Source organism: Proteus hauseri (assembly GCF_004116975.1).
GTDB lineage: Bacteria > Pseudomonadota > Gammaproteobacteria > Enterobacterales > Enterobacteriaceae > Proteus > Proteus hauseri.
On the sequence record NZ_CP026364.1, the window covers coordinates 2,108,048 to 2,127,814 of the forward strand.

General features: G+C 39.6%; 22 protein-coding genes. 14 read left to right on the forward strand and 8 right to left on the reverse strand.

The annotated features are described in order from the left end of the window. Positions 1–8 precede the first annotated feature (8 nt). From kdsC to PH4a_RS09695, 3 genes are read right to left on the reverse strand one after another with little or no spacing between them, the layout of a single operon-like run. Positions 9–566 (reverse strand): 3-deoxy-manno-octulosonate-8-phosphatase KdsC, encoded by a 558-nt coding sequence (gene kdsC / locus PH4a_RS09685; protein WP_129039420.1) that lies wholly within the window; start codon positions 564–566, stop codon positions 9–11. 27 nt (positions 567–593) lie between these two features. Beyond that, complete coding sequence (kdsD, locus tag PH4a_RS09690) at positions 594–1,568, reverse strand: arabinose-5-phosphate isomerase KdsD (RefSeq protein WP_064718876.1); 975 nt, start codon at positions 1,566–1,568, stop codon at positions 594–596. A 17-nt stretch (positions 1,569–1,585) separates the two neighbouring features. Further along, positions 1,586–2,635: a calcium/sodium antiporter gene (locus PH4a_RS09695; protein WP_129041876.1), complete on the reverse strand. Its 1,050-nt coding sequence runs from the start codon at positions 2,633–2,635 to the stop codon at positions 1,586–1,588. Positions 2,636–2,808: 173 nt separating this feature from the next. On the opposite strand from PH4a_RS09695, the gene mlaF reads away from it, so the two are divergent. The 9 genes from mlaF to PH4a_RS09740 all read left to right on the forward strand — a co-directional run bounded on the left by mlaF (position 2,809) and on the right by PH4a_RS09740 (position 9,288). Next, a complete protein-coding gene (gene mlaF / locus PH4a_RS09700; RefSeq protein ID WP_064718877.1) occupies positions 2,809–3,621 on the forward strand; it encodes a phospholipid ABC transporter ATP-binding protein MlaF in 813 nt (270 codons plus the stop codon). Between the two features lie 3 nt (positions 3,622–3,624). Further along, entirely contained in the window at positions 3,625–4,404 is a 780-nt protein-coding gene (mlaE, locus tag PH4a_RS09705; protein ID WP_064718878.1) for a lipid asymmetry maintenance ABC transporter permease subunit MlaE, read from the forward strand. 3 nt (positions 4,405–4,407) lie between these two features. Continuing rightward, complete coding sequence (mlaD, locus tag PH4a_RS09710) at positions 4,408–4,944, forward strand: outer membrane lipid asymmetry maintenance protein MlaD (RefSeq protein WP_064718879.1); 537 nt, start codon at positions 4,408–4,410, stop codon at positions 4,942–4,944. Between the two features lie 87 nt (positions 4,945–5,031). After that, positions 5,032–5,664, forward strand: a complete 633-nt coding sequence (gene mlaC / locus PH4a_RS09715) for a phospholipid-binding protein MlaC (RefSeq protein ID WP_129039422.1) — start codon at positions 5,032–5,034, stop codon at positions 5,662–5,664. Position 5,665: 1 nt separating this feature from the next. Beyond that, positions 5,666–5,959, forward strand: coding sequence for a lipid asymmetry maintenance protein MlaB (gene mlaB, locus PH4a_RS09720; RefSeq protein ID WP_064718881.1), 294 nt, complete (start codon positions 5,666–5,668; stop codon positions 5,957–5,959). A 140-nt stretch (positions 5,960–6,099) separates the two neighbouring features. Continuing rightward, positions 6,100–6,354, forward strand: coding sequence for a BolA family iron metabolism protein IbaG (gene ibaG, locus PH4a_RS09725; protein ID WP_064718882.1), 255 nt, complete (start codon positions 6,100–6,102; stop codon positions 6,352–6,354). A gap of 48 nt (positions 6,355–6,402) precedes the next feature. Beyond that, complete coding sequence (gene murA, locus PH4a_RS09730; protein WP_129039424.1) at positions 6,403–7,671, forward strand: UDP-N-acetylglucosamine 1-carboxyvinyltransferase; 1,269 nt, start codon at positions 6,403–6,405, stop codon at positions 7,669–7,671. Positions 7,672–7,929: 258 nt separating this feature from the next. Then, positions 7,930–9,003, forward strand: coding sequence for a DUF2157 domain-containing protein (locus PH4a_RS09735; protein WP_129039426.1), 1,074 nt, complete (start codon positions 7,930–7,932; stop codon positions 9,001–9,003). Positions 9,004–9,042: 39 nt separating this feature from the next. Next, entirely contained in the window at positions 9,043–9,288 is a 246-nt protein-coding gene (locus PH4a_RS09740; protein WP_129039428.1) for a CPCC family cysteine-rich protein, read from the forward strand. A 17-nt stretch (positions 9,289–9,305) separates the two neighbouring features. On the opposite strand, the gene degS is transcribed toward PH4a_RS09740, so the two are convergent. The 3 genes from degS to zapG all read right to left on the reverse strand — a co-directional run bounded on the left by degS (position 9,306) and on the right by zapG (position 12,602). After that, positions 9,306–10,376, reverse strand: a complete 1,071-nt coding sequence (gene degS, locus PH4a_RS09745) for an outer membrane-stress sensor serine endopeptidase DegS (protein WP_129039430.1) — start codon at positions 10,374–10,376, stop codon at positions 9,306–9,308. Between the two features lie 193 nt (positions 10,377–10,569). Further along, positions 10,570–11,961, reverse strand: a complete 1,392-nt coding sequence (gene degQ, locus PH4a_RS09750) for a serine endoprotease DegQ (protein ID WP_064718887.1) — start codon at positions 11,959–11,961, stop codon at positions 10,570–10,572. Positions 11,962–12,197: 236 nt separating this feature from the next. Beyond that, positions 12,198–12,602, reverse strand: coding sequence for a Z-ring associated protein ZapG (zapG, locus tag PH4a_RS09755; protein ID WP_129039432.1), 405 nt, complete (start codon positions 12,600–12,602; stop codon positions 12,198–12,200). Between the two features lie 202 nt (positions 12,603–12,804). Between zapG and zapE the strand changes: the two genes are divergently transcribed. From zapE to sspB, 5 genes are all read left to right on the forward strand, one after another. Beyond that, positions 12,805–13,920, forward strand: coding sequence for a cell division protein ZapE (zapE, locus tag PH4a_RS09760; RefSeq protein WP_129039434.1), 1,116 nt, complete (start codon positions 12,805–12,807; stop codon positions 13,918–13,920). A 437-nt stretch (positions 13,921–14,357) separates the two neighbouring features. Further along, entirely contained in the window at positions 14,358–14,786 is a 429-nt protein-coding gene (rplM, locus tag PH4a_RS09765; protein WP_006535327.1) for a 50S ribosomal protein L13, read from the forward strand. A gap of 15 nt (positions 14,787–14,801) precedes the next feature. After that, a complete protein-coding gene (gene rpsI, locus PH4a_RS09770; protein WP_004245284.1) occupies positions 14,802–15,194 on the forward strand; it encodes a 30S ribosomal protein S9 in 393 nt (130 codons plus the stop codon). A gap of 674 nt (positions 15,195–15,868) precedes the next feature. Then, a complete protein-coding gene (sspA, locus tag PH4a_RS09775) occupies positions 15,869–16,510 on the forward strand; it encodes a stringent starvation protein SspA (RefSeq protein WP_064718890.1) in 642 nt (213 codons plus the stop codon). A 6-nt stretch (positions 16,511–16,516) separates the two neighbouring features. Further along, positions 16,517–17,023, forward strand: a complete 507-nt coding sequence (sspB, locus tag PH4a_RS09780) for a ClpXP protease specificity-enhancing factor (RefSeq protein WP_129039436.1) — start codon at positions 16,517–16,519, stop codon at positions 17,021–17,023. Between the two features lie 151 nt (positions 17,024–17,174). Here the strand turns inward: sspB and PH4a_RS09785 are convergent, their stop codons facing one another. Both PH4a_RS09785 and dcuC read right to left on the reverse strand, forming a co-directional pair. Beyond that, positions 17,175–18,443, reverse strand: a complete 1,269-nt coding sequence (locus PH4a_RS09785) for an amidohydrolase (RefSeq protein ID WP_064718892.1) — start codon at positions 18,441–18,443, stop codon at positions 17,175–17,177. A 16-nt stretch (positions 18,444–18,459) separates the two neighbouring features. Then, on the reverse strand, positions 18,460–19,734 hold the full coding sequence (gene dcuC, locus PH4a_RS09790) for a C4-dicarboxylate transporter DcuC (protein ID WP_064718893.1): 1,275 nt from the start codon (positions 19,732–19,734) through the stop codon (positions 18,460–18,462). Positions 19,735–19,767 lie beyond the last annotated feature (33 nt).

Sequence of the window (19,767 nt, forward strand, 5' to 3'; positions counted from 1 at the left end):
TATACGTTTTAAATCGAAAGACCTTTAGCTTCGTCAAGCCGACCTTGTGCTAAAAGTATTAAATCACACATTTCGCGTACTGCACCACGCCCACCCGCTATACGGGTAACATAGTTAGCGCGAGGTATCAGTAATGGATGCGCATCAGCAACGGCAACAGAGAGCCCCACTTTTTCCATTACAGGTAAATCAATTAAGTCATCACCAATATAAGCGGTTTGCTCTGACTTGAGGTTCAGTGTATCTAACAGTTGTTGATACGCCAAAAGCTTATTATGCTGACCTTGGTAAAGATATGTAATGCCAAGAGTTTTAGCTCGGTCTTCTAGCAATTTAGATTGACGACCTGTAATGATAGCGACCTCAATGCCAGAAGTAAGCAAACAACGGATCCCATAACCATCACGGACATTAAAGGCTTTTAATTCCTCACCATTATTGCCCATATAAATTAACCCGTCAGACATCACACCATCAACATCACAAATCAGCAATTGGACTTTTTCTGCTTTTTTGATTATTTGATTACTTACTGCGCCATAACAGGTCTCTATCATTGTATTCATTTTTATCCTTACTAACTTATGACAAGCTTATACTACACCGGCTTGTAATAAATCATGCATATGTAAAACACCTAATAGAATATCACTATTAGGTTCTGTCACTAAGAGTGAAGTGATATGTTTAGCCTGCATTAAATTGAGGGCTTCTACTGCTAAACAATCAGGACGAATACGTACGCCCCCTTTAGTCATAACATCTGAAATTTTAGCGTTATTTAAATCAATACCTAGATCAAAAATACGACGTAAATCACCATCAGTAAAAATCCCGTTAATCAACATATTATCATCACAGATAACTGTCATACCTAATTTTTTACGGGTTATTTCAACCAAAGCTTCTCGTAAAGAGGCATCTTTTTTAACGCATGGAATATCATCTTCTTTATTCATTAAATCACTGACATGCAACAGTAATTTACGGCCTAATGCCCCACCAGGGTGAGAAAGTGCAAAATCTTCAGCCGTAAAGCCTCTTGCTCGTAGTAAAGCTATCGCTAATGCATCACCCATGACTAGTGTTGCAGTGGTACTGGTAGTTGGCGCAAGGCCTAAAGGGCAGGCTTCTTGAGGAACTTTAATGCAAAGATGAATATCAGACGCTTTCCCCATTGTACTGTGAGGAGTGCGTGTCATACAAATCAGTGTTATTTGTTTACGTTTAAGGACAGGGATTAGTGCTAAGATCTCGCTAGCTTCACCTGAGTTTGAAATTGCAAGAACAATGTCTTTTTCTGTCACCATGCCTAAATCACCGTGACTGGCTTCGCCGGGGTGAACAAAAAAAGAAGGTGTGCCTGTACTGGCAAAAGTGGCGGCAATTTTGTGTCCAATATGGCCTGACTTGCCCATTCCCATCACAATGACTCTACCTTGGCAGTGAAAAATCTTTTGACAAGCGAGGGTAAAATCGTCGTTGATGTATTGCTCTAATTCAGCTAATCCTTCTCGTTCAATATGAAGAACCTTTTTACCTGCTTGCTGAAAATCAAACTCGGTCATTTTTTGTACCATTTATTTTAGGTTAAAAGAGAATGTGCGACGCACAACACCGTAATATAAATAATAAAGCAAACTAATAAGAATATCCCTTTCCCTCTATTAAGGCGCTGTTTTCGTCCTAATGAGAAGATACCAAAGAGTAAACTGGCAGCCACTAGTACAGCAAAACTAAAGTAGAAAGCATCAACATTAAAACCACTTGGCGAGAGCAATGCTGGCATCCCAAGCACAAATGTGAGATTAAAAATATTAGCGCCAATAATATTGCCTAATGCTAACTCATTTTCTCTTCTTAGGGCGGCAACAATAGTGGTGGCTAATTCAGGTAGGCTTGTACCTATCGATAGCAAGGTTAGTCCAACAAAGAAACCACTAATTTGATATTGTTGCGTTAAAATGAATGCATTATCAATAATCATTCTTGTTGCAACAGGAATGATCAGTAATGCGATAACCACCCAGAAGAGGGCAACTGAATTACGTGGATTCGTCTGTAATTCAAATCGACTTAACGTTTCTAATGGTAAAACATAACGTGTTTGTGTCAGTGTTTTATGCATCATTTTTATCATTAGATAAATGGAAGCAAAGCCAATAAAAAAGAGTAAGGTACCTTCTCGTAATCCTAAATTACCACTCGAAACCACTATGCCAGCAAGTAAGATGACTATAATCATCAATGGAAATTCTTTTTTCAAAACGGCAGATTGGATATTCATGGGGTAAATCATGGCACCAATACCTGCAATTAAAAGCAGGTTTGTGAGAGTGGAGCCAATAGCAGTACCAATAGCAATATCAGGTAAGTTATGAACGGCAGCATCAGTAGAAACAAAAAGTTCTGGTAATGATGTTCCCGTGCCTACAATCAAAACACCAATGACAGCGGGTGAGATCTTTAACGATTGTGCAAAAACTGAAGCACCATAGACTAGCCTATCTGAAGCATAGACGAGTAACATCAACCCGAAAATCAATAAAGACAAAGTAAGCAACATGCCATTAGTTTTCCAAAAATGAACGAAAGGTAAAGAAAAAACCAATAAGACAGAGCCAATAAAAAACATAATTGTCAAAAGGTTTTGCTAATCAGCCATATTTTGACTAGCCAAGCACGAAAAGTAAAATTAACCGCGCAATAAATTGCTAAATAATAGTGATTTCTTTGTAACATAGGTAACGACCTGCCAAAATAGCGTAAAAATTTGTTTATGCAGACAGGCTTAAGGATGTTTTATTCATGACCGCACAAACTGACAATTTAATTGAAGTGCGCAATATGAACTTTACTCGTGGTAGCAGGAAAATCTTTTCAGAGATTAATCTTGTGGTACCTAAAGGTAAAGTGACAGCGATTATGGGGCCTTCAGGGATTGGCAAAACCACCTTGTTACGCTTAATGGGAGGACAAATTCTTCCTGATAGCGGTGAAATTTGGTTTGATGGCGATAATATTCCCGCTTTATCTCGCTCGGCGTTATATCACGCAAGAAAAAAGATGAGTATGCTTTTTCAGTCCGGTGCATTGTTCACTGATATGAATGTGTTTGAAAACGTAGCATTTCCACTAAGAGAACACACTAATTTACCGGAATCATTAATCCGTACAACGGTAATGATGAAGTTAGAAGCCGTGGGTTTACGCGGAGCTGCAACTTTAATGCCTTCTGAGTTATCGGGCGGTATGGCTCGTAGAGCAGCTTTAGCAAGGGCAATAGCGCTTGATCCTGAACTCATTATGTTTGATGAGCCGTTTGTAGGACAAGATCCTATTACTATGGGTGTGTTAGTTAAATTGATTGATGAGCTAAACCATGCACTTGGTGTAACTTGTGTTGTGGTTTCTCATGATGTGCCAGAAGTTCTGAGTATTGCAGATTATGCCTATATTATTGCAGAACAGAAGATTATTGCTCAGGGTAGTGCAAAAGAGTTACAGGAAAACCCGAATCGACAAGTCAGACAATTTTTGGATGGTATTGCTGATGGGCCTGTTCCTTTCCGTTTTCCTGCTGGTGATTATCAGGATGACCTATTAGGACGAGGAAATTAGTAAGTGGGTAATTTATTAGCACGCATAGGCGCTAGGGCGTTAGAAGTTTGTGCGACATTCGGTAGAGCAGGTTTTATGCTATTCCGAGCGCTCTTTGGTAAGCCTGAATTTCGTAAACAGTGGCCATTATTAATGAAGCAGCTGTATAACGTTGGTGTTCAGTCGTTGCTGATCATTATGGTTTCTGGCTTATTTATTGGTATGGTGCTGGGTTTACAAGGTTATCTTGTGTTAACCACATTTAGCGCAGAAGCCAGCCTTGGAATGATGGTCGCATTATCATTACTTCGAGAATTAGGCCCAGTTGTTACAGCATTGCTTTTTGCCGGACGAGCAGGCTCAGCATTGACTGCTGAAATCGGATTAATGAAAGCCACTGAACAAATATCAAGTCTAGAAATGATGGCTGTCGATCCATTAAGACGTGTTGTGGCACCGCGTTTTTGGGCCGGTTTTATTAGTATGCCGTTACTCTCTTTAATTTTTGTTGCTGTGGGTATTTGGGGTGGTGCTATTGTTGGTGTTGATTGGAAAGGGATAGATGAAGGATTTTTCTGGTCATCAATGCAAGGTGCTGTCGAGTGGCGACATGATCTCGTAAACTGCTTTATTAAAAGTGTGGTGTTTGCCATTACGGTGACTTGGATAGCACTTTTTAATGGGTATGACGCAATCCCAACATCAGAAGGGATTAGCAGAGCAACAACACGTACCGTTGTTCATTCATCACTAGCGGTATTGGGTTTAGATTTTGTGCTAACAGCACTGATGTTTGGGAATTAAGCCATGCAAAGTAAAAAAGTTGAAATTTGGGTCGGATTATTTGTTTTAATCGCGTTAGCCGCGATTACCTTTCTCTGCTTAAAAGTAGCTGATATCAAAGCGATGGGAAATCAGCCGACTTATCGCGTTTATGCAAGTTTTGGTAATATTGGTGGGTTAAAAGAGCGCTCACCCGTTAAAATTGGTGGTGTGGTTATTGGTCGTGTTTCGTCAATCACGTTAAAAGAAGAAAGTGAAGGGAATTATCGCCCTGAAGTTGAACTGGATATTTTGAATATTTATCAACATATTCCAGACAGCAGCTCATTGTCTATTCGTACTTCTGGTTTATTAGGTGAGCAATTTTTAGCACTTAATTTAGGCTTTTATGATGAAGAGTTAGGATCTGATTTCTTAAAAGACGGTGGCAGAATTGAAAATACTCATTCAGCTATGGTGTTAGAAGATTTAATCGGACAATTCCTTTATAAAACAGGTGATGGAGATGGCTCAGTAAAATCTGAATCTGAGCCAACAACACAACACCCAACATTACCTTAATTTTTAATTCTAATAGGATGTTTAAAATGGCAGTTTGGTAATAGACATCCTATTTATTGATAAAATATCCCAAGGGGAAGCGAAATTATGTTTAAACGCTTATTGATGGTTGCATTATTAGTCGTAATAACACCTTTTGCCATGGCGGTTGATAAAACCAACCCTTATGCATTAATGGATGATGCAGCACAAAAAACTTTTAATAGATTGAAAAATGAACAGCCTGAAATTCGTAAAAATCCTGAGTATTTACGTCAGATTGTTCAGCAAGAGTTATTACCTTATGTGCATATCAAATATGCAGGTGCTTTGGTATTAGGCCCATATTATAAAAATGCGACACCTGCACAGCGTGATGCTTATTTTACTGAGTTTGAAGCTTATTTGGCTCAAGTTTATGGGCAGGCTTTAGCAATGTATGAAGGTCAAGAATATCGCATTGAACCTGCAAAACCTTTTGCTGACAAAACCACATTAGCTATCCGAGTCACTATTATTGATAAAAATGGTCGCCCACCAGTACGTCTTGATTTCCAATGGCGTAAAAATAGTAAAACAGGTGAATGGCAGGCTTACGATATGATTGCGGAAGGCGTTAGTATGATCACGACAAAACAGAACGAGTGGTCTGATATTTTAAGTGCTAAAGGTGTTGATGGCTTAACGAAACAGTTAGCTATTAGTGCAAAAACACCTATTACTCTTGAAGAGAAAAAATAATATGTCAGCTTCGCTAAACTGGGAAAAAAAGGGCGATATTCTCTATCTCCAAGGGATCTTGGATCGTGAAACTTTATTGCCTGTTTGGCAGCAACGTAAAACGTTGTTAGCAGATTTAAATACCATTGATGTTTCTGCATTAAGCCATATTGATTCTACGGGATTAGCCCTGTTTGTGCATCTGAAGGCGGAAGTCGAAACACAAAATCGTCATTTAAATATTCAAGGTGCCACAGAGCGTTTTCAAACATTGATTACACTCTATGATCTTGATGAAATTATGAATATTGCTTAGTTTTATTTTTTGCCATAAGTAATAAAAAGCCCCCTTGGTGATACTTTTATCATTAAGGGGGTTTTTCGTGGTTTAAGAGTAGGACGGATTCTATTAGGATAGGCAACTGATTATTATTTTAACGTTGAGATTGAGCAATTATGGATACAAATGAAATCAAACAAGTATTAATGGACAACTTGTCTTTAGATGAAGTCATCGTCAATGGTGATGGTAGTCATTTTCAGGTCGTCGTTGTTGGCGCAATGTTTGAGGGAATGAGCAGAGTAAAACAGCAGCAAACCATTTATGCACCTTTGATGGAATATATCGCAGATAATCGTATTCACGCTTTGTCTATTAAAGCCTACACACCTGAAGAGTGGAAAAGGGATCGCAAACTCAACGGGCTTTGATAAAGTAGGCATACAGCGTACAGCAAAATAAAAAAGAGAGTTCTACAGATGGATAAATTTAGAGTACAAGGGCCAACCTGTTTATCAGGCGAGGTCACTATTTCAGGCGCAAAAAATGCCGCATTACCAATCCTGTTCGCTGCGATCCTTGCTGAAGAGCCAGTAGAATTAACCAATGTGCCTGAGTTAAAAGATATCGACACAACGATTAAGTTACTTAATCGCTTAGGTACTAAGGTTGAACGTAATGGCTCTGTTTTTGTTGATGCTCGTAATATCAACGAATTTTGTGCTCCTTATGATTTAGTTAAAACAATGCGAGCTTCTATTTGGGCATTAGGTCCATTGGTGGCACGTTTTGGTCAAGGCCAAGTTTCACTGCCTGGCGGCTGCGCTATTGGTGCTCGTCCTGTTGATCTCCATATCACGGGTTTAGAGCAATTAGGCGCTGAAATTACCCTTGATGAAGGTTATGTAAAAGCCCACGTTAATGGCCGCTTAAAAGGCGCTCATATCGTAATGGATAAAGTCAGCGTTGGTGCAACTATCACCATTATGACAGCTGCAGTGCTAGCTGAAGGTAAAACCATTATTGAGAATGCGGCAAGAGAACCTGAAATTGAAGATACAGCCAATTTCTTAAATACCTTAGGTGCAAAAATTAGTGGTGCAGGAACAGACAGCATTACTATTGAAGGTGTAGAGCGCCTTGGTGGCGGAACCTATAAAATTCTGCCTGATCGTATTGAAACAGGGACTTTTTTAGTTGCTGGTGCGGTTTCTCGTGGTCGTGTGGTTTGTCGTAATGCAAAACCAGATACGCTTGATGCGGTATTGGCAAAATTACGTGAAGCCGGTGCAGATATTGAAGTAGGTGAAGATTGGATTAGCCTTGATATGCATGGAAAACGCCCAAAAGCGGTTACACTGCGCACCGCGCCACATCCGGGATTCCCTACAGATATGCAAGCACAATTTAGCTTACTGAACTTAGTTGCTGAAGGTGCAGGTATGATCACTGAAACGATTTTCGAAAATCGTTTTATGCATATTCCTGAGCTGATCCGTATGGGTGCTCATGCTGAGATCGAAAGTAATACGGTATTATGCCACGGTGTTGAAAAGCTTTCTGGTGCACAAGTTATGGCTACAGATTTAAGAGCGTCAGCAAGTTTAGTATTAGCAGGTTGTATTGCTGAGGGCACAACTATCGTTGATCGTATTTATCATATTGATCGCGGTTACGAGCATATCGAAGCTAAATTACAAGGATTAGGGGCTAAAATTGAACGTTTAAGTTCAAGTGATACTGAATAAGTCATTACTCCTAATTGATGATGTTGAGACCGTAGCGTTGTATTTGCTACGGTTTTTTTATTTCGAATATCATAAGAATAAAGCATTATTTGAGAATCAGATAATTCATAAGGTATTTCATTTTGCGCGCGATACATTAAAGAAAATACATTAATTATTTTATTAAAATAACCGGACTAATTATCTTGGCTAAGGATGATATTTAGTCACAAAACATAAATAAAAATAGGTCGATCATCCGAAAAGGAATGAATTGATATGCAAGTAACAAGGAAACAAGAACGTATTATTCGTCAAGCGCTTGATGAGTGGCAAAAATCGGGCATATTATCAACCGAAGAACAGCAAAAATTAGGTAATACTTTACAAGGTGCCCTTTTTGATTGGAAGCGTTTGAGTCGTTATGCATTTTGGACAGCAATTGCATGTTTAATTATCGCTGTTGGCAGTATTTTTAGTGACAGTGCGTTGGTCGCTTATTTAATCGAAATTTTTAGTGTTTCTGAAATAATGCGCGTTATCTCACCTGGTATTATTGCATCTGTTCTCTATTTTTGGGGCTTTAGACGGCAAAGAAACGAAGTGAAATGGCACTACAGTACCGAGTTCATTCTATTTATCGGTGTGATATTTACGGCTCTTTTTCTTTGGCAGCTAGGTGAGTTATTAGATACAGGCAGTGGTCATATAGCGCCGCTATTTTTAATTGGATGTGTGATTTATGCTGTGGTTGGTTTTATCAGTCGTTCTTCTTTGGTCTGGCTATTTTTCTTGTTAATGTTAGGTAGTTGGTTCGGCGCTAAAACTGGTTATATGTCAGGCTGGGGCGCTTATTGGTTAGGAATGAATTACCCTATACGCTTTGTCTTTTTTGGTTTAGGGCTATTAGCAGCCTGTTATTTTCTACAGAATTTATTAGTAAATCGTCGCCTATTTACCATGAGTAAAATTATGGGACTAACTTATTTATTTATCGCACTCTGGATAATGTCGATATTTGGTAATTATGATCCTGATACATGGTATTACACTTCAAGCGTTAATTTATTGCCTTGGGCATTATTATTTGGTGTGGTAGCGGCTGTTTGTATTTATATTAGCTTGAAAACAGATGATGGAATGCTAAGAGGGTTTGGGCTGACTTTCCTTGGCCTTAATTTATATACCCGCTTTTTTGAATATTTCTGGAATAGTTTACATAGTGCGATTTTCTTCACGATTTTAGCTGTTTCATTAATATTGATTGGTAGAAAAGCAGAAAAAATTTGGCATAGTATTGATAATAATAGCTTGATAGGTATCGATAGCGCTGACAAAACACATAAAGAGTAATGTCACGTTAATGAATGATTGTGATCGGAGTTGATATTTATGGAGAAGCGAAGTTGTCATCTTCCTTTGGAAGTAAGTTGTGTCGCTTGTCACTACTTAGTTTTTAAAGATAAAGACGAAGCCTTTTTTGAAATTTGTCCCGTTTGTGGCTGGCAAAACGATGGTACTACAGGTGATAAATACAGTGAATGCAACCATAGTACTTTGGCTGATTACCGACAAACGGTGGATTTTGAACAAAATTGTTTACAAGACGCTACGTTTTATATGAAAACGCCCTATTAAAGAGGGCGTTTTTTGCTTTATGATTCAGGCTGATATTCAGAAATGGTGACATTAAGGTTAATTTCTTCGCCATTGCGTAATAGTGTGACTGGCAATACCGTATTTGGACGTGTTTCTGCAATATAATCCATCATTTCCATTGCAGAGACTGCGGGTGCATGATTAATACTAAGAATAATATCATCTGTTTTCATACCCGCTTTATCCGCAGGGCTATTAGGGCTAATACGGAAAATACGTAATCCTTGAATTTGTTTGATATCTGAATTTGAAGAGCGAATTTTTGGTAGCTCTTTGGCGGTGATACCAATAAATCCCCGAATAACACGACCATCGCGAATGAGTTTATTCATTATTTTTACAGCAAGTTCAGTAGGGATCGCAAATCCCAAACCTTCCGCACTTGGGCGATAGCCATTATAAGTGCCCGAATCAAACGTCATTGTATTAATACCCACTAGTTCGCCTTCAGTATTAATTAATGCGCCTCCAGAGTTACCTTCGTTAATTGAGGCATCAGTCTGTAGGAAATTTTGGTAACGAGTCGGGCTAAGTCCCACCCGCCCCGTAGCGCTAATAATACCTTGAGTGATGGTTTGCCCTATATTAAAGGGGTTGCCAATAGCGAGAACAACATCACCTACATGAGAAACTCTTTTACTATTAATGGGGATGGTAGGAAGATTTTCAGCATCAATTTTTAAGACAGCAAGATCAGTTAAAGGATCAGAACCAATCAATAAGCCTTCATAGAGATCACCATTTTGTAATGCGACAATTATTTGATCCGCATTATTAATAACATGCTGATTTGTTAAAACATAACCTCTGCTATCCATAATAACGCCAGCTCCTAGTGAGGTTAACTCTCTACCTTCTTGAGAGAAGCTTCCCATTGTACTGCTATAGACGTTAACGACAGCCGGCGCTGCTCGCCGTACTGCTTTATTGTAACTAAATGGGGCATTTAGAAAGTCGCCATTGAGTAAGTGCTCAATAAAAATAGGGCGAATAGAGGGTACCGCAACCAAGAGAATGGCAGCTGTTAAAATACCAATCAAGGTAGATCGCAGTAGCTTAGTTAACATAAAAATCCTGTATTTATGTTTGATTGGGAGATTATTTGTACAAGTGCAGCGAGAATATCATAGTTTGGCTTATGAAAGGATATGCCAGCGCATAAATTCCTGATTCATACGAAAAGAGTGATAAAAAAAGCCCTATAACAGGAACAGTTATAGGGCATAAGGAAACAAACAAAGTATGTGTAAGGCGAATTAATTAGCGTGGTGTATTACGCAGTAAAAGATAAATTTCTTCATTACCACGTTGAATATTTAATGCCAGTACTGGTGGTTTTGCATCAATGGTTTTACGTAAGTCACCTAATGATTCAATACGAGTATTATTAATACCAATGATCAGGTCGCCTTTTTGTAAACCAGACATTGCTGCCGGAGAGTCTTTCTCAACTGAATCGACAACAACCCCTTTTGCTTGTTTATTAACATAATTACTGAGTGTCGCACCTTGTAATGCTGGTGAGAAGTTATCTGCACGGGTCGCATCAGCTGACTGTTTTTCCAAGGTCACTTTGACATCCATTGGTTTACCTTGGCGGATTAAACCAATTAAGATTTCTTTACCTGGTGGTGTTGTACCGACTTTTGCTCTTAATTCAGCGAAGCTATTGATGCGTTTGCCATCGACAGAAATAAGCACATCTCCTGGTTTGATGCCTGCTTTTGCTGCGGATGATTCGGGGAGCACTTCACTAACAAAAGCACCACGTTGTGCATCGATATTAAAGGATTTCGCAAGGTCAGCGTTCATTTCAGCGCCACGAATACCTAAAATGCCACGTTTAACTTCACCATGAGCAATAAGCTGTTGGCTTAAGTCACGAGCCATATTACTTGGGATAGCAAAACCGATACCAATATTGCCACCACCAGGCGCTAAAATTGCTGTGTTAATACCAATTAGCTCACCATTTAGGTTAACTAAAGCACCACCAGAGTTACCACGGTTGATAGAGGCATCGGTTTGAATGAAGTTTTCTAGACCTTCAAGATTTAAACCACTACGACCCAATGCTGAAATAATACCTGAGGTCGCGGTTTGACCTAAACCGAACGGATTACCAACAGCTACGGCAAAATCACCCACTCGAAGTTTGTCTGAATCTGCCATTTTTATTGCAGTTAAATTGACTGGTTTTTCGATTTGAAGTAGGGCGATATCAGTTTGTGGGTCGCTACCAATCAATTTAGCGGTAAATTCACGACCATCGTTAATTTGTAACTGAATTTTATCTGCGCTATCGATAACGTGGTTATTCGTTAATACATAGCCCTTTTGTGCATCAATAATCACGCCAGAGCCTAATCCTTCAAAAGGACGAGTGCTTTGTTGCTGTGATGGGAAATTAGGGCCAAAGAAAAATTTAAACTCTTCAGGTACTTGCTGATTTTGTACGCGAGTACCTGAAACATGCACACTAACAACGGCTGGCAATACTTGTTCTAGCATTGGTGCAAGACTTGGTAACTCTTGACCCGCAGGCATTACCGCAGGAAGAGCAGCCATACTGGTTGTCGGGATTGTTGATAGTGAAAGTCCGACACTCATAGCAAGTGCGCTAAGTAATAATTTTCTTTTTTTAGTCAACATGAATTAGAGTCTCTTGATACAGTTATCAAAACAATATTGAGTGCCCAATTTGGGCGCGATGTCACTAAGACCTGTACTAACAAAGGAAAGTTCACTGAGAGAAGGCGAGTTTTGCTTCCTTTTACATGGATTTACAAGACAATAGTTATCTTTAAAACCACAATAAATTATTGCTGTTTCTATACTTTTATTTAGAAAGAAAAACGCCGCAAGTTTGAAGTTGCGGCGTTTTCATCTTAGCTATCTTTTTTCTCAGTAGGTCTGAACAATCCAGAAGCACCTTCGGAATAATCGCGAGGCGGCATCTTAATTGGGGATTGGTCATTCGCCGCTTCAGATTCGCTTAACCGATAGTTAAACGGATTATCTTGTACTGGCATATCAGGCATTAACTCATTAGAGCTTTTTGCCATGTGTTGATAAAGCTGACGGTAATCTTTCGCCATATTATCTAAAAGTTCAGCGCTTCTCGCAAAGTGACTAACAAGTTCATTGCGATAAGTATCAAGTTCTTCTTTTTTAGTATCTAATTCTGCTTTTATAGCGTCTTGTTGGCGAAGGGTGCTATTACCATAACGCATTGCGAGTGCGCCGATAATGAGACCAACAACTAATCCAATCAGTGCATAAACCCAAACCATGGCAACTCCTTTTCATCTAATAGTGAGGACGATGGATTCTTATAACATCATAACCACTAAAAGGCATGAGTGGAATAATATCCTTAATCTTAATATGAAATTCACGTGTTACGTCGATGTTAAATCAATTTTTAATGCTTATAATGGTGTCATTCTAGCGACTATAATCAGCATGTTATAAATTTAAGGACCGAGGGCATTCATGACTGTTAGCACGCCGTTATCTCTTTATGAAGCCGCATTAAAACAGGGTGATTACCAACCTGATGACGTTCAACGACAAACGGTTATCCATCTTCAACAGATATACCATGCATTACTAAAGCCAACTTCGCCAGAAAAAAATACCTTAACTCAGCGCTTATTTGGCCGTTTTCGTAACAAGAAAGAGCAAGTGGTGCCAGAGCGTGGTTTATATATGTGGGGAGGGGTTGGTCGAGGTAAAACATGGCTGATGGATATGTTTTATCATAGTTTGCCAACTGAAAGAAAACTTCGCCTACATTTTCATCGTTTTATGTTGCGGGTTCAAGATGAATTAAAAGTTTTGCAAGGGCAAGAGGATCCCTTAGAAATCATTGCTGATACTTTTAAAGCACAAACAGATGTGCTCTGCTTTGATGAGTTTTTTGTCTCGGATATTACCGATGCAATGATTTTAGGAACATTACTTGAAGCCTTATTTGCACGCGGCATAACGCTGGTGGCAACATCAAATATTCCACCTGATAATCTTTATCGTAATGGGTTACAACGTGCTCGCTTTTTACCTGCAATAGAACAAATTAAAATGCATTGTGACATTTTAAATGTTGATGCGGGTATTGATTATCGCCTGCGCACGTTAACGCAAGCTCATCTTTTTTTATCACCGTTAACAGATAAAAATACTCAAGAAATGGAGAGGATTTTTAATAATCTAGCTAGCCATGAAGGTCAATCAGAACAAACATTAATGATTAATCATCGGCCGATGCAAGTTATAAAATCAGCTAATGGTGTACTTGGCGTCAACTTCTCAACGCTGTGTATTGAAGCGCGTAGTCAGCTAGATTATATCGAGCTATCAAAACGCTATCACACTGTTTTAATTTATAAAATGGTAAAAATGGACTCGAGAAATGAAGATGCTGCACGACGTTTTTTAGCTTTAGTTGATGAATTTTACGAGCGTAAAGTGAAGCTTATCATTAATGCTGAAGTGGCGATGGATGATATTTATCAAGGGAGCTTCTTACGCTTTGAATATCAGCGTTGTTTATCTCGCTTACAAGAGATGCAAAGTGAAGCGTATTTAATAGAGCCTCATCTTGCTTAATTCTTGAAGAAAGTCAGCTTTTACTGTGTTAGGATGGCACCCGTTGAGTAGCACAGAGCTATTTCTACGTTAAAGTAAGAATCACTCAGCTACTAGCAAGCGCTTTGGAAAGGGACAATTCTTCTCTTCAGGTGGCATTGATTTTAATAGTTAGATTGGTTAGCCCAGGAAATCAGGTTAAATTGGCTGATAAAGCGAATTTGATAAAAAATAATTCAATTGTTTTCAATTATAACTCGATTTTTTTTTCTGACTTCTCTATAATCTTGCGACCCCACGTTGCAGCAAGTTTTTTATTTCCCAAAAAACTCGCATTTTAGAGTCAGCAGTGCTACTCGAAGGGGTAGGTTTGCTGGACACAAGAGTCGTGTGAACCTCAATAGTATTTGAACCGAGCGTTCACCAACGTGTAACTAAACATTGGGTAATTTTCAATAATGAAAACTTTTACAGCTAAACCAGAAACCGTAAAACGCGACTGGTATGTTGTTGATGCAGACGGCAAAACTTTAGGCCGTTTAGCAACTGAAATCGCTAGCCGCCTGCGCGGTAAGCACAAAGCAGAATACACTCCGCACGTTGATACCGGTGATTACATCATCGTTTTAAACGCTGAAAAAGTAGCGGTAACTGGTCATAAGCGTACTGACAAAGTTTACTACCGTCATACTGGTCACGTAGGTGGTATCAAACAAGCGACTTTCGAAGAGATGATCGCCCGTAGTCCTGAGCGTGTAATCGAAATCGCGGTAAAAGGCATGCTGCCAAAAGGGCCTCTGGGTCGTGCGATGTATCGTAAACTGAAAGTTTACGCAGGATCTGAGCACAACCACGCGGCACAACAACCGCAAGTTCTGGACATTTAATCGGGATATTAGGCAATGGCTGATAATCAATACTACGGCACAGGTCGCCGCAAAAGTTCTTCCGCACGTGTCTTCATTAAGCCAGGTAGCGGTAATATCGTAATCAACAAACGTAGCCTAGAAGTTTACTTCGGCCGCGAAACAGCGCGTATGGTTGTTCGTCAACCGCTGGAATTAGTTGATATGCTGGGCAAATTAGATTTATACATCACTGTTAAAGGTGGTGGTATTTCTGGTCAAGCAGGTGCGATCCGCCACGGTATCACTCGTGCACTGATGGAGTACGATGAGACTCTACGTTCTGATCTGCGTAAAGCTGGTTTCGTTACCCGTGATGCGCGTTCTGTTGAACGTAAGAAAGTGGGTCTGCGTAAAGCACGTCGTCGTCCACAGTTCTCAAAACGTTAATTTGTTATCTTCTAGATATCAATTTGATGTTGAAACCCGTCTTCACAGGCGGGTTTTTTTATTTTCATTGTTTTGTTAATTAACTTTGTTAACTGTATGAAAATAAATTAATTGTATGTATTTAGGCGTTAACGTAACTAAATCACATAATAGGTAAGCACTAATTAGAACAAAAAATCACTATTTTTAGATTAATATTCTAATTTAAATTATTTTTTAATATTATTATCTTTATTCTTTAATAACATGACATATTCTGTTGAATTATTTGCATGAGTCACCCTAAGTAACATGAAATCTGATAGAATAGCGTACTTTGGCGTCTTTCTTTCTGTGATTTCATAATGCTGCCTAGTGGGTGTTTTTATAATAATGCTCATTAATAATTTGAAAGTAATACCAAAACTATTATAACGACAGTGACGTTATGTGGCTGTGTGATTGTTTTGGTATTGCTTGATAATGATATGTGCCGCAAAGACAAGTGAACATTTACCTTTGTAGAATAAGATTATCCCTCGATAATTCGTTTATACAGGTAGTCACCCAACATAGCGAAATAGCTTAGATAATTATTTAAGTTAGCTATTTTGGTATGCTTGTCTTTTAGGAATGGGGGAATGATGGATGCATAAACGGATTCATTCCTTTAATTGATTAACTTGGAGGTTTTCATGGCTGTCGCTGCCAACAAACGTTCGGTAATGACTTTGTTTTCCGGTCCGACTGATATTTTCAGCCATCAGGTCAGAATTGTCCTAGCGGAGAAAGGTGTCAGTGTTGAAATTGAACAGGTTGAAGCTGGTAATCTTCCACAGGATCTTATCGATCTGAACCCATACCAAAGTGTACCGACTTTGGTTGATCGCGAATTGACCCTGTATGATTCACGTATCATCATGGAATACCTTGATGAACGCTTCCCTCATCCTCCTTTAATGCCTGTTTATCCAGTTGCTCGTGGTAGCAGCCGTTTAATGATGCACCGCATTGAGCAGGATTGGTATTCTCTCATGAACATCATTGAGAAAGGTACAGAGCAACAAGCTAACGCTGCACGTAAACAGTTAGCAGAAGAACTGTTAGCTATTTCTCCAGTGTTTAAAGAATATCCTTACTTTATGAGTGAAGAATTTAGCTTAGTAGATTGCTACCTTGCTCCATTATTATGGCGCTTACCAGTATTAGGTGTAGACCTAAGTGGTGCAGCGGCTAAAGATGTGCAAATTTATATGCAACGTGTTTTTGAACGCGACTCTTTCCTTGCGTCATTAACCGAAGCAGAGCGTGAAATGCGCTTACCTTCAAGAGGGTAATTGAGCATGGAGATTATGGATATGTCTCCGCGCCGTCCGCATTTATTGCGTGCGCATTATGAGTGGATCCTAGAAAACAACTTAACCCCACATCTTGTTGTCGATGTGAATATTGTTGGTGTTCAGGTTCCTATGGAATATGCGCACGATGGTCAAATTGTACTGAATATTTCACCTCGAGCTGTGAATAACTTAGAGTTAACACTGCAACAGGTATTATTTAGCGCAAGCTTTGGTGGAATACCTCGTAAAGTACGAGTGCCAATGGTTGCTGTTATGGCAATTTATGCGAGAGAAAACGGTGCGGGAATGATGTTTGAGCCTGAACCTGCATATGAAGATGGCCAACCATCAGCATTTGCTGAAGAAGATCGTCAAGAGAGCTCAGAAGCACCTACTGGTGAAGTATTATCTTTAGTAACAGATAACGCTTCTGACGATACAACCCCGCCAGATGGTGATCCAGAGCCACCTCGTCCAACAGGTCGCCCATCACTGCGAGTCGTTAAATAATTTATTGAATTTATTGTTTATAAATTAGAAAGCCCAGTTTAAAACAACTGGGCTTTTTTATTTTTATTAAGCTATTTATTGTTTCTGGCTATCGAGAGAAAAAAAACGCCCTATATTTCTATAGCGCGTTTTGTTAAGTATTTAACTGAAATTATTTCAGCAGTTCTTCTAAACAACCCGTGTAAAGATTAACTGCGGTCATTAATTGTTTTTCATCAAAGTCAAAACCCGCTTGGTGATGACCCGCCGTTCTATCAGCACCTACAACGAAGTACAGTGATTTACCACCACAACGTTGTACTCGTTTAGCTAGAACAGTCGCATCTTCACTTCCCCCAAACGGGCGAGTCGCAACAGCGGTGAGCTCAGCGTGTTTGCCGACAACTTTCGTCATCACATCAATCAGTTCTTGGTCATTAGTAAGGTCAACGGCTTCACCCATGATTTCGCTTTCCATTTCTAATTGGAAGCTATGTGCTGCGCCTTCAGCCATACGTACTGCGTTTGCAGCCATAAAGCTGTTGATCTCTTCATTTTCACCACGAACTTCGATTTGCATTTCGGCATTAGCAGGAGTGACGTTACGACCTTCACCCGCTTTTAATACACCGATGTTAATGCGTGACATTCCTTTACCGTGGCGAGAAATACCCAGCATTTGTGTTGCCGCATGGCAAGCACCCGCTAATGCGTTACGGCCTAATTCAGGCTCAGCACCGGCATGAGATGGCGCACCTTTGAAACGAAAATCATATTTGGTTGTACAAAGGAAATGCGTTGGATTAATAACGATTTCACCACTGTTAGCGATAAAGCCTAAATGAGCACCTAAAAAGTAGTCAGCATCATCAGCAATACCACTTTCAGCCATTGCTCTTGCGCCACGAACGCCTTCTTCTGCTGGCTGGAATAAGATTTTAACTTTACCAACAACTTTATCTTTATTTTCTACTAACCAGTGTGCAACACCTAAACCGATAGAAATATGGCCATCGTGACCACAAGCATGCATTTCACCAGCGTGACAAGATGCGAAATTTTCTGCATGTGGACGATGTTTATCTTCGGTTGCTTCATTAACACCAACACAGTCAATATCAAAACGTAGTGCAACAGTTGGACCTGCTTTTCCACTGTCAAAAATAGCCACACAACCAGTAAGTTCTTTCATTTCGCTTAGCAGAGCTTCATCAACTTTATGCTCTCTTGCTACAGCTAGTCCTTTTTCGACTACTTGACGGCGACGACCAAAAGCAAACTCTTGATTAATAACATCGGGTCCGACTTTAACTTCTAAACCTAAACTACGTAATTCTTTAACGATTTTTGCTGTAGTTAAAAATTCAGACCAACCAATTTCAGGATATTGATGAAATTCACGACGCCATTTAATTAATTTTTCGAGAGTAATTGCTGACATATTCATTTCTCCACACTTATAACATGAATAACGCAACAGCGATGACGCCGATAATCATACCCGGTGCAGTACGTTTTGCGATTTCCATAGGATTTACATTTGCAAGACCAGCACAAACAATTGCTGCGCCTGCAAGTGGTGACATTGTACGACCTAATGCGCCAGATAGCGCTGCAGCCATACCCATGTCTGGAATTTCATAACCAAACAGTGATGCATGTGGTGTCACTGTTTCGTTGAATGCGAATGCTGCTGCGTCACCAGAACCTGTAATAATACCCATTAAGAATGGCCCTAAAGTACCACCCCAACGTGCGAACTCAGGAGAGTGAGTTAAGAAGCTAATGAATGCGTCGATTAAACCTGATGCTTTCAGACCTGCTGCGAATACTGCTGCTGCGATGATAATACCTAATACATCACCATAAGCATTACCCATACCTTTAAAGAACTCTTTAGTAACTTGAGCAGGGTTAGTTAATGTGATGAACAGCGCATAGATTGAACCAATTAACATTGCTGCTGGTACTGACAATTTGAAGGTACTGAACGTTTCAAAGAATGGCAAAATGAGCAGAAGTAATGGAATAAAAGGCGCGGTAGCATATAAATAGTTAGGGCGAACCGCCTCTGGTGTTGCTTGAGCTGATGATGCTGAAGCTGCATCTCCAGCAACTGCAACTTTAAACTCTTTTTTCACTAAAGCGACAACGGCCAGTGAAACGGCTGCAATACCACCTGCCATTAAGCTGTATGGACTATGACGAGCAATTAAGTCGACTACTTCCATATTTGCCATATTAGCAACGAAGGCATTATGCGACATACCAGGGCTTAACATCGAGCCGATAGTACCACATAAAACTGCACCACCCGCGATAGCTGGGTGAATACGTGCGGCGATTAATAATGGAATTAATGTCGCACCTACCGCGGCTGCGCAACCTGCTGCTGATGGAATTGCAATGTTAATGAAATAAGTAACGATAACAGTCGCTGGGATCAAGAAGAAACCAAGACGCGTTAATACTTTTGATAATACATGTACCAGATGCATATCGCATTTGGTGTATTTCATTACATAAGCAAAACCCATACTCGCACAGATTGCTTGAATTAATGATGAAGACACCATGCGCTCACTAAATGCATTAAATGCATCTAATGGGGTTAGGCTTAAAATACATAGCAATAAGCCCGCGCCAATTAGCACCATTCGGGTTTCATATTTTTTTATTAGCAAATAGACAGTTACGATAATAACGGCTACAGCTATAAGTTGCATCACCATAGTGATCCCCTAGTTAATTATGACAATTTTATG

What these genes read in the sequence shown, in the direction of transcription:
- sspB (WP_129039436.1), top strand. Translation starts at nt 16,517, where the DNA reads ATGGAGATTATGGATATGTCTCCGCGCCGTCCGCATTTATTGCGTGCG.
- PH4a_RS09735 (WP_129039426.1), top strand. Translation starts at nt 7,930, where the DNA reads ATGCAAGTAACAAGGAAACAAGAACGTATTATTCGTCAAGCGCTTGAT.
- dcuC (WP_064718893.1), bottom strand. Translation starts at nt 19,734, where the DNA reads ATGGTGATGCAACTTATAGCTGTAGCCGTTATTATCGTAACTGTCTAT.
- mlaF (WP_064718877.1), top strand. Translation starts at nt 2,809, where the DNA reads ATGACCGCACAAACTGACAATTTAATTGAAGTGCGCAATATGAACTTT.
- murA (WP_129039424.1), top strand. Translation starts at nt 6,403, where the DNA reads ATGGATAAATTTAGAGTACAAGGGCCAACCTGTTTATCAGGCGAGGTC.
- PH4a_RS09740 (WP_129039428.1), top strand. Translation starts at nt 9,043, where the DNA reads ATGGAGAAGCGAAGTTGTCATCTTCCTTTGGAAGTAAGTTGTGTCGCT.
- mlaD (WP_064718879.1), top strand. Translation starts at nt 4,408, where the DNA reads ATGCAAAGTAAAAAAGTTGAAATTTGGGTCGGATTATTTGTTTTAATC.
- rplM (WP_006535327.1), top strand. Translation starts at nt 14,358, where the DNA reads ATGAAAACTTTTACAGCTAAACCAGAAACCGTAAAACGCGACTGGTAT.
- mlaB (WP_064718881.1), top strand. Translation starts at nt 5,666, where the DNA reads ATGTCAGCTTCGCTAAACTGGGAAAAAAAGGGCGATATTCTCTATCTC.
- kdsC (WP_129039420.1), bottom strand. Translation starts at nt 566, where the DNA reads ATGAATACAATGATAGAGACCTGTTATGGCGCAGTAAGTAATCAAATA.
- sspA (WP_064718890.1), top strand. Translation starts at nt 15,869, where the DNA reads ATGGCTGTCGCTGCCAACAAACGTTCGGTAATGACTTTGTTTTCCGGT.
- degQ (WP_064718887.1), bottom strand. Translation starts at nt 11,961, where the DNA reads ATGTTGACTAAAAAAAGAAAATTATTACTTAGCGCACTTGCTATGAGT.
- PH4a_RS09695 (WP_129041876.1), bottom strand. Translation starts at nt 2,635, where the DNA reads ATGTTTTTTATTGGCTCTGTCTTATTGGTTTTTTCTTTACCTTTCGTT.
- kdsD (WP_064718876.1), bottom strand. Translation starts at nt 1,568, where the DNA reads ATGACCGAGTTTGATTTTCAGCAAGCAGGTAAAAAGGTTCTTCATATT.
- ibaG (WP_064718882.1), top strand. Translation starts at nt 6,100, where the DNA reads ATGGATACAAATGAAATCAAACAAGTATTAATGGACAACTTGTCTTTA.
- PH4a_RS09785 (WP_064718892.1), bottom strand. Translation starts at nt 18,443, where the DNA reads ATGTCAGCAATTACTCTCGAAAAATTAATTAAATGGCGTCGTGAATTT.
- zapG (WP_129039432.1), bottom strand. Translation starts at nt 12,602, where the DNA reads ATGGTTTGGGTTTATGCACTGATTGGATTAGTTGTTGGTCTCATTATC.
- degS (WP_129039430.1), bottom strand. Translation starts at nt 10,376, where the DNA reads ATGTTAACTAAGCTACTGCGATCTACCTTGATTGGTATTTTAACAGCT.
- zapE (WP_129039434.1), top strand. Translation starts at nt 12,805, where the DNA reads ATGACTGTTAGCACGCCGTTATCTCTTTATGAAGCCGCATTAAAACAG.
- mlaC (WP_129039422.1), top strand. Translation starts at nt 5,032, where the DNA reads ATGTTTAAACGCTTATTGATGGTTGCATTATTAGTCGTAATAACACCT.
- rpsI (WP_004245284.1), top strand. Translation starts at nt 14,802, where the DNA reads ATGGCTGATAATCAATACTACGGCACAGGTCGCCGCAAAAGTTCTTCC.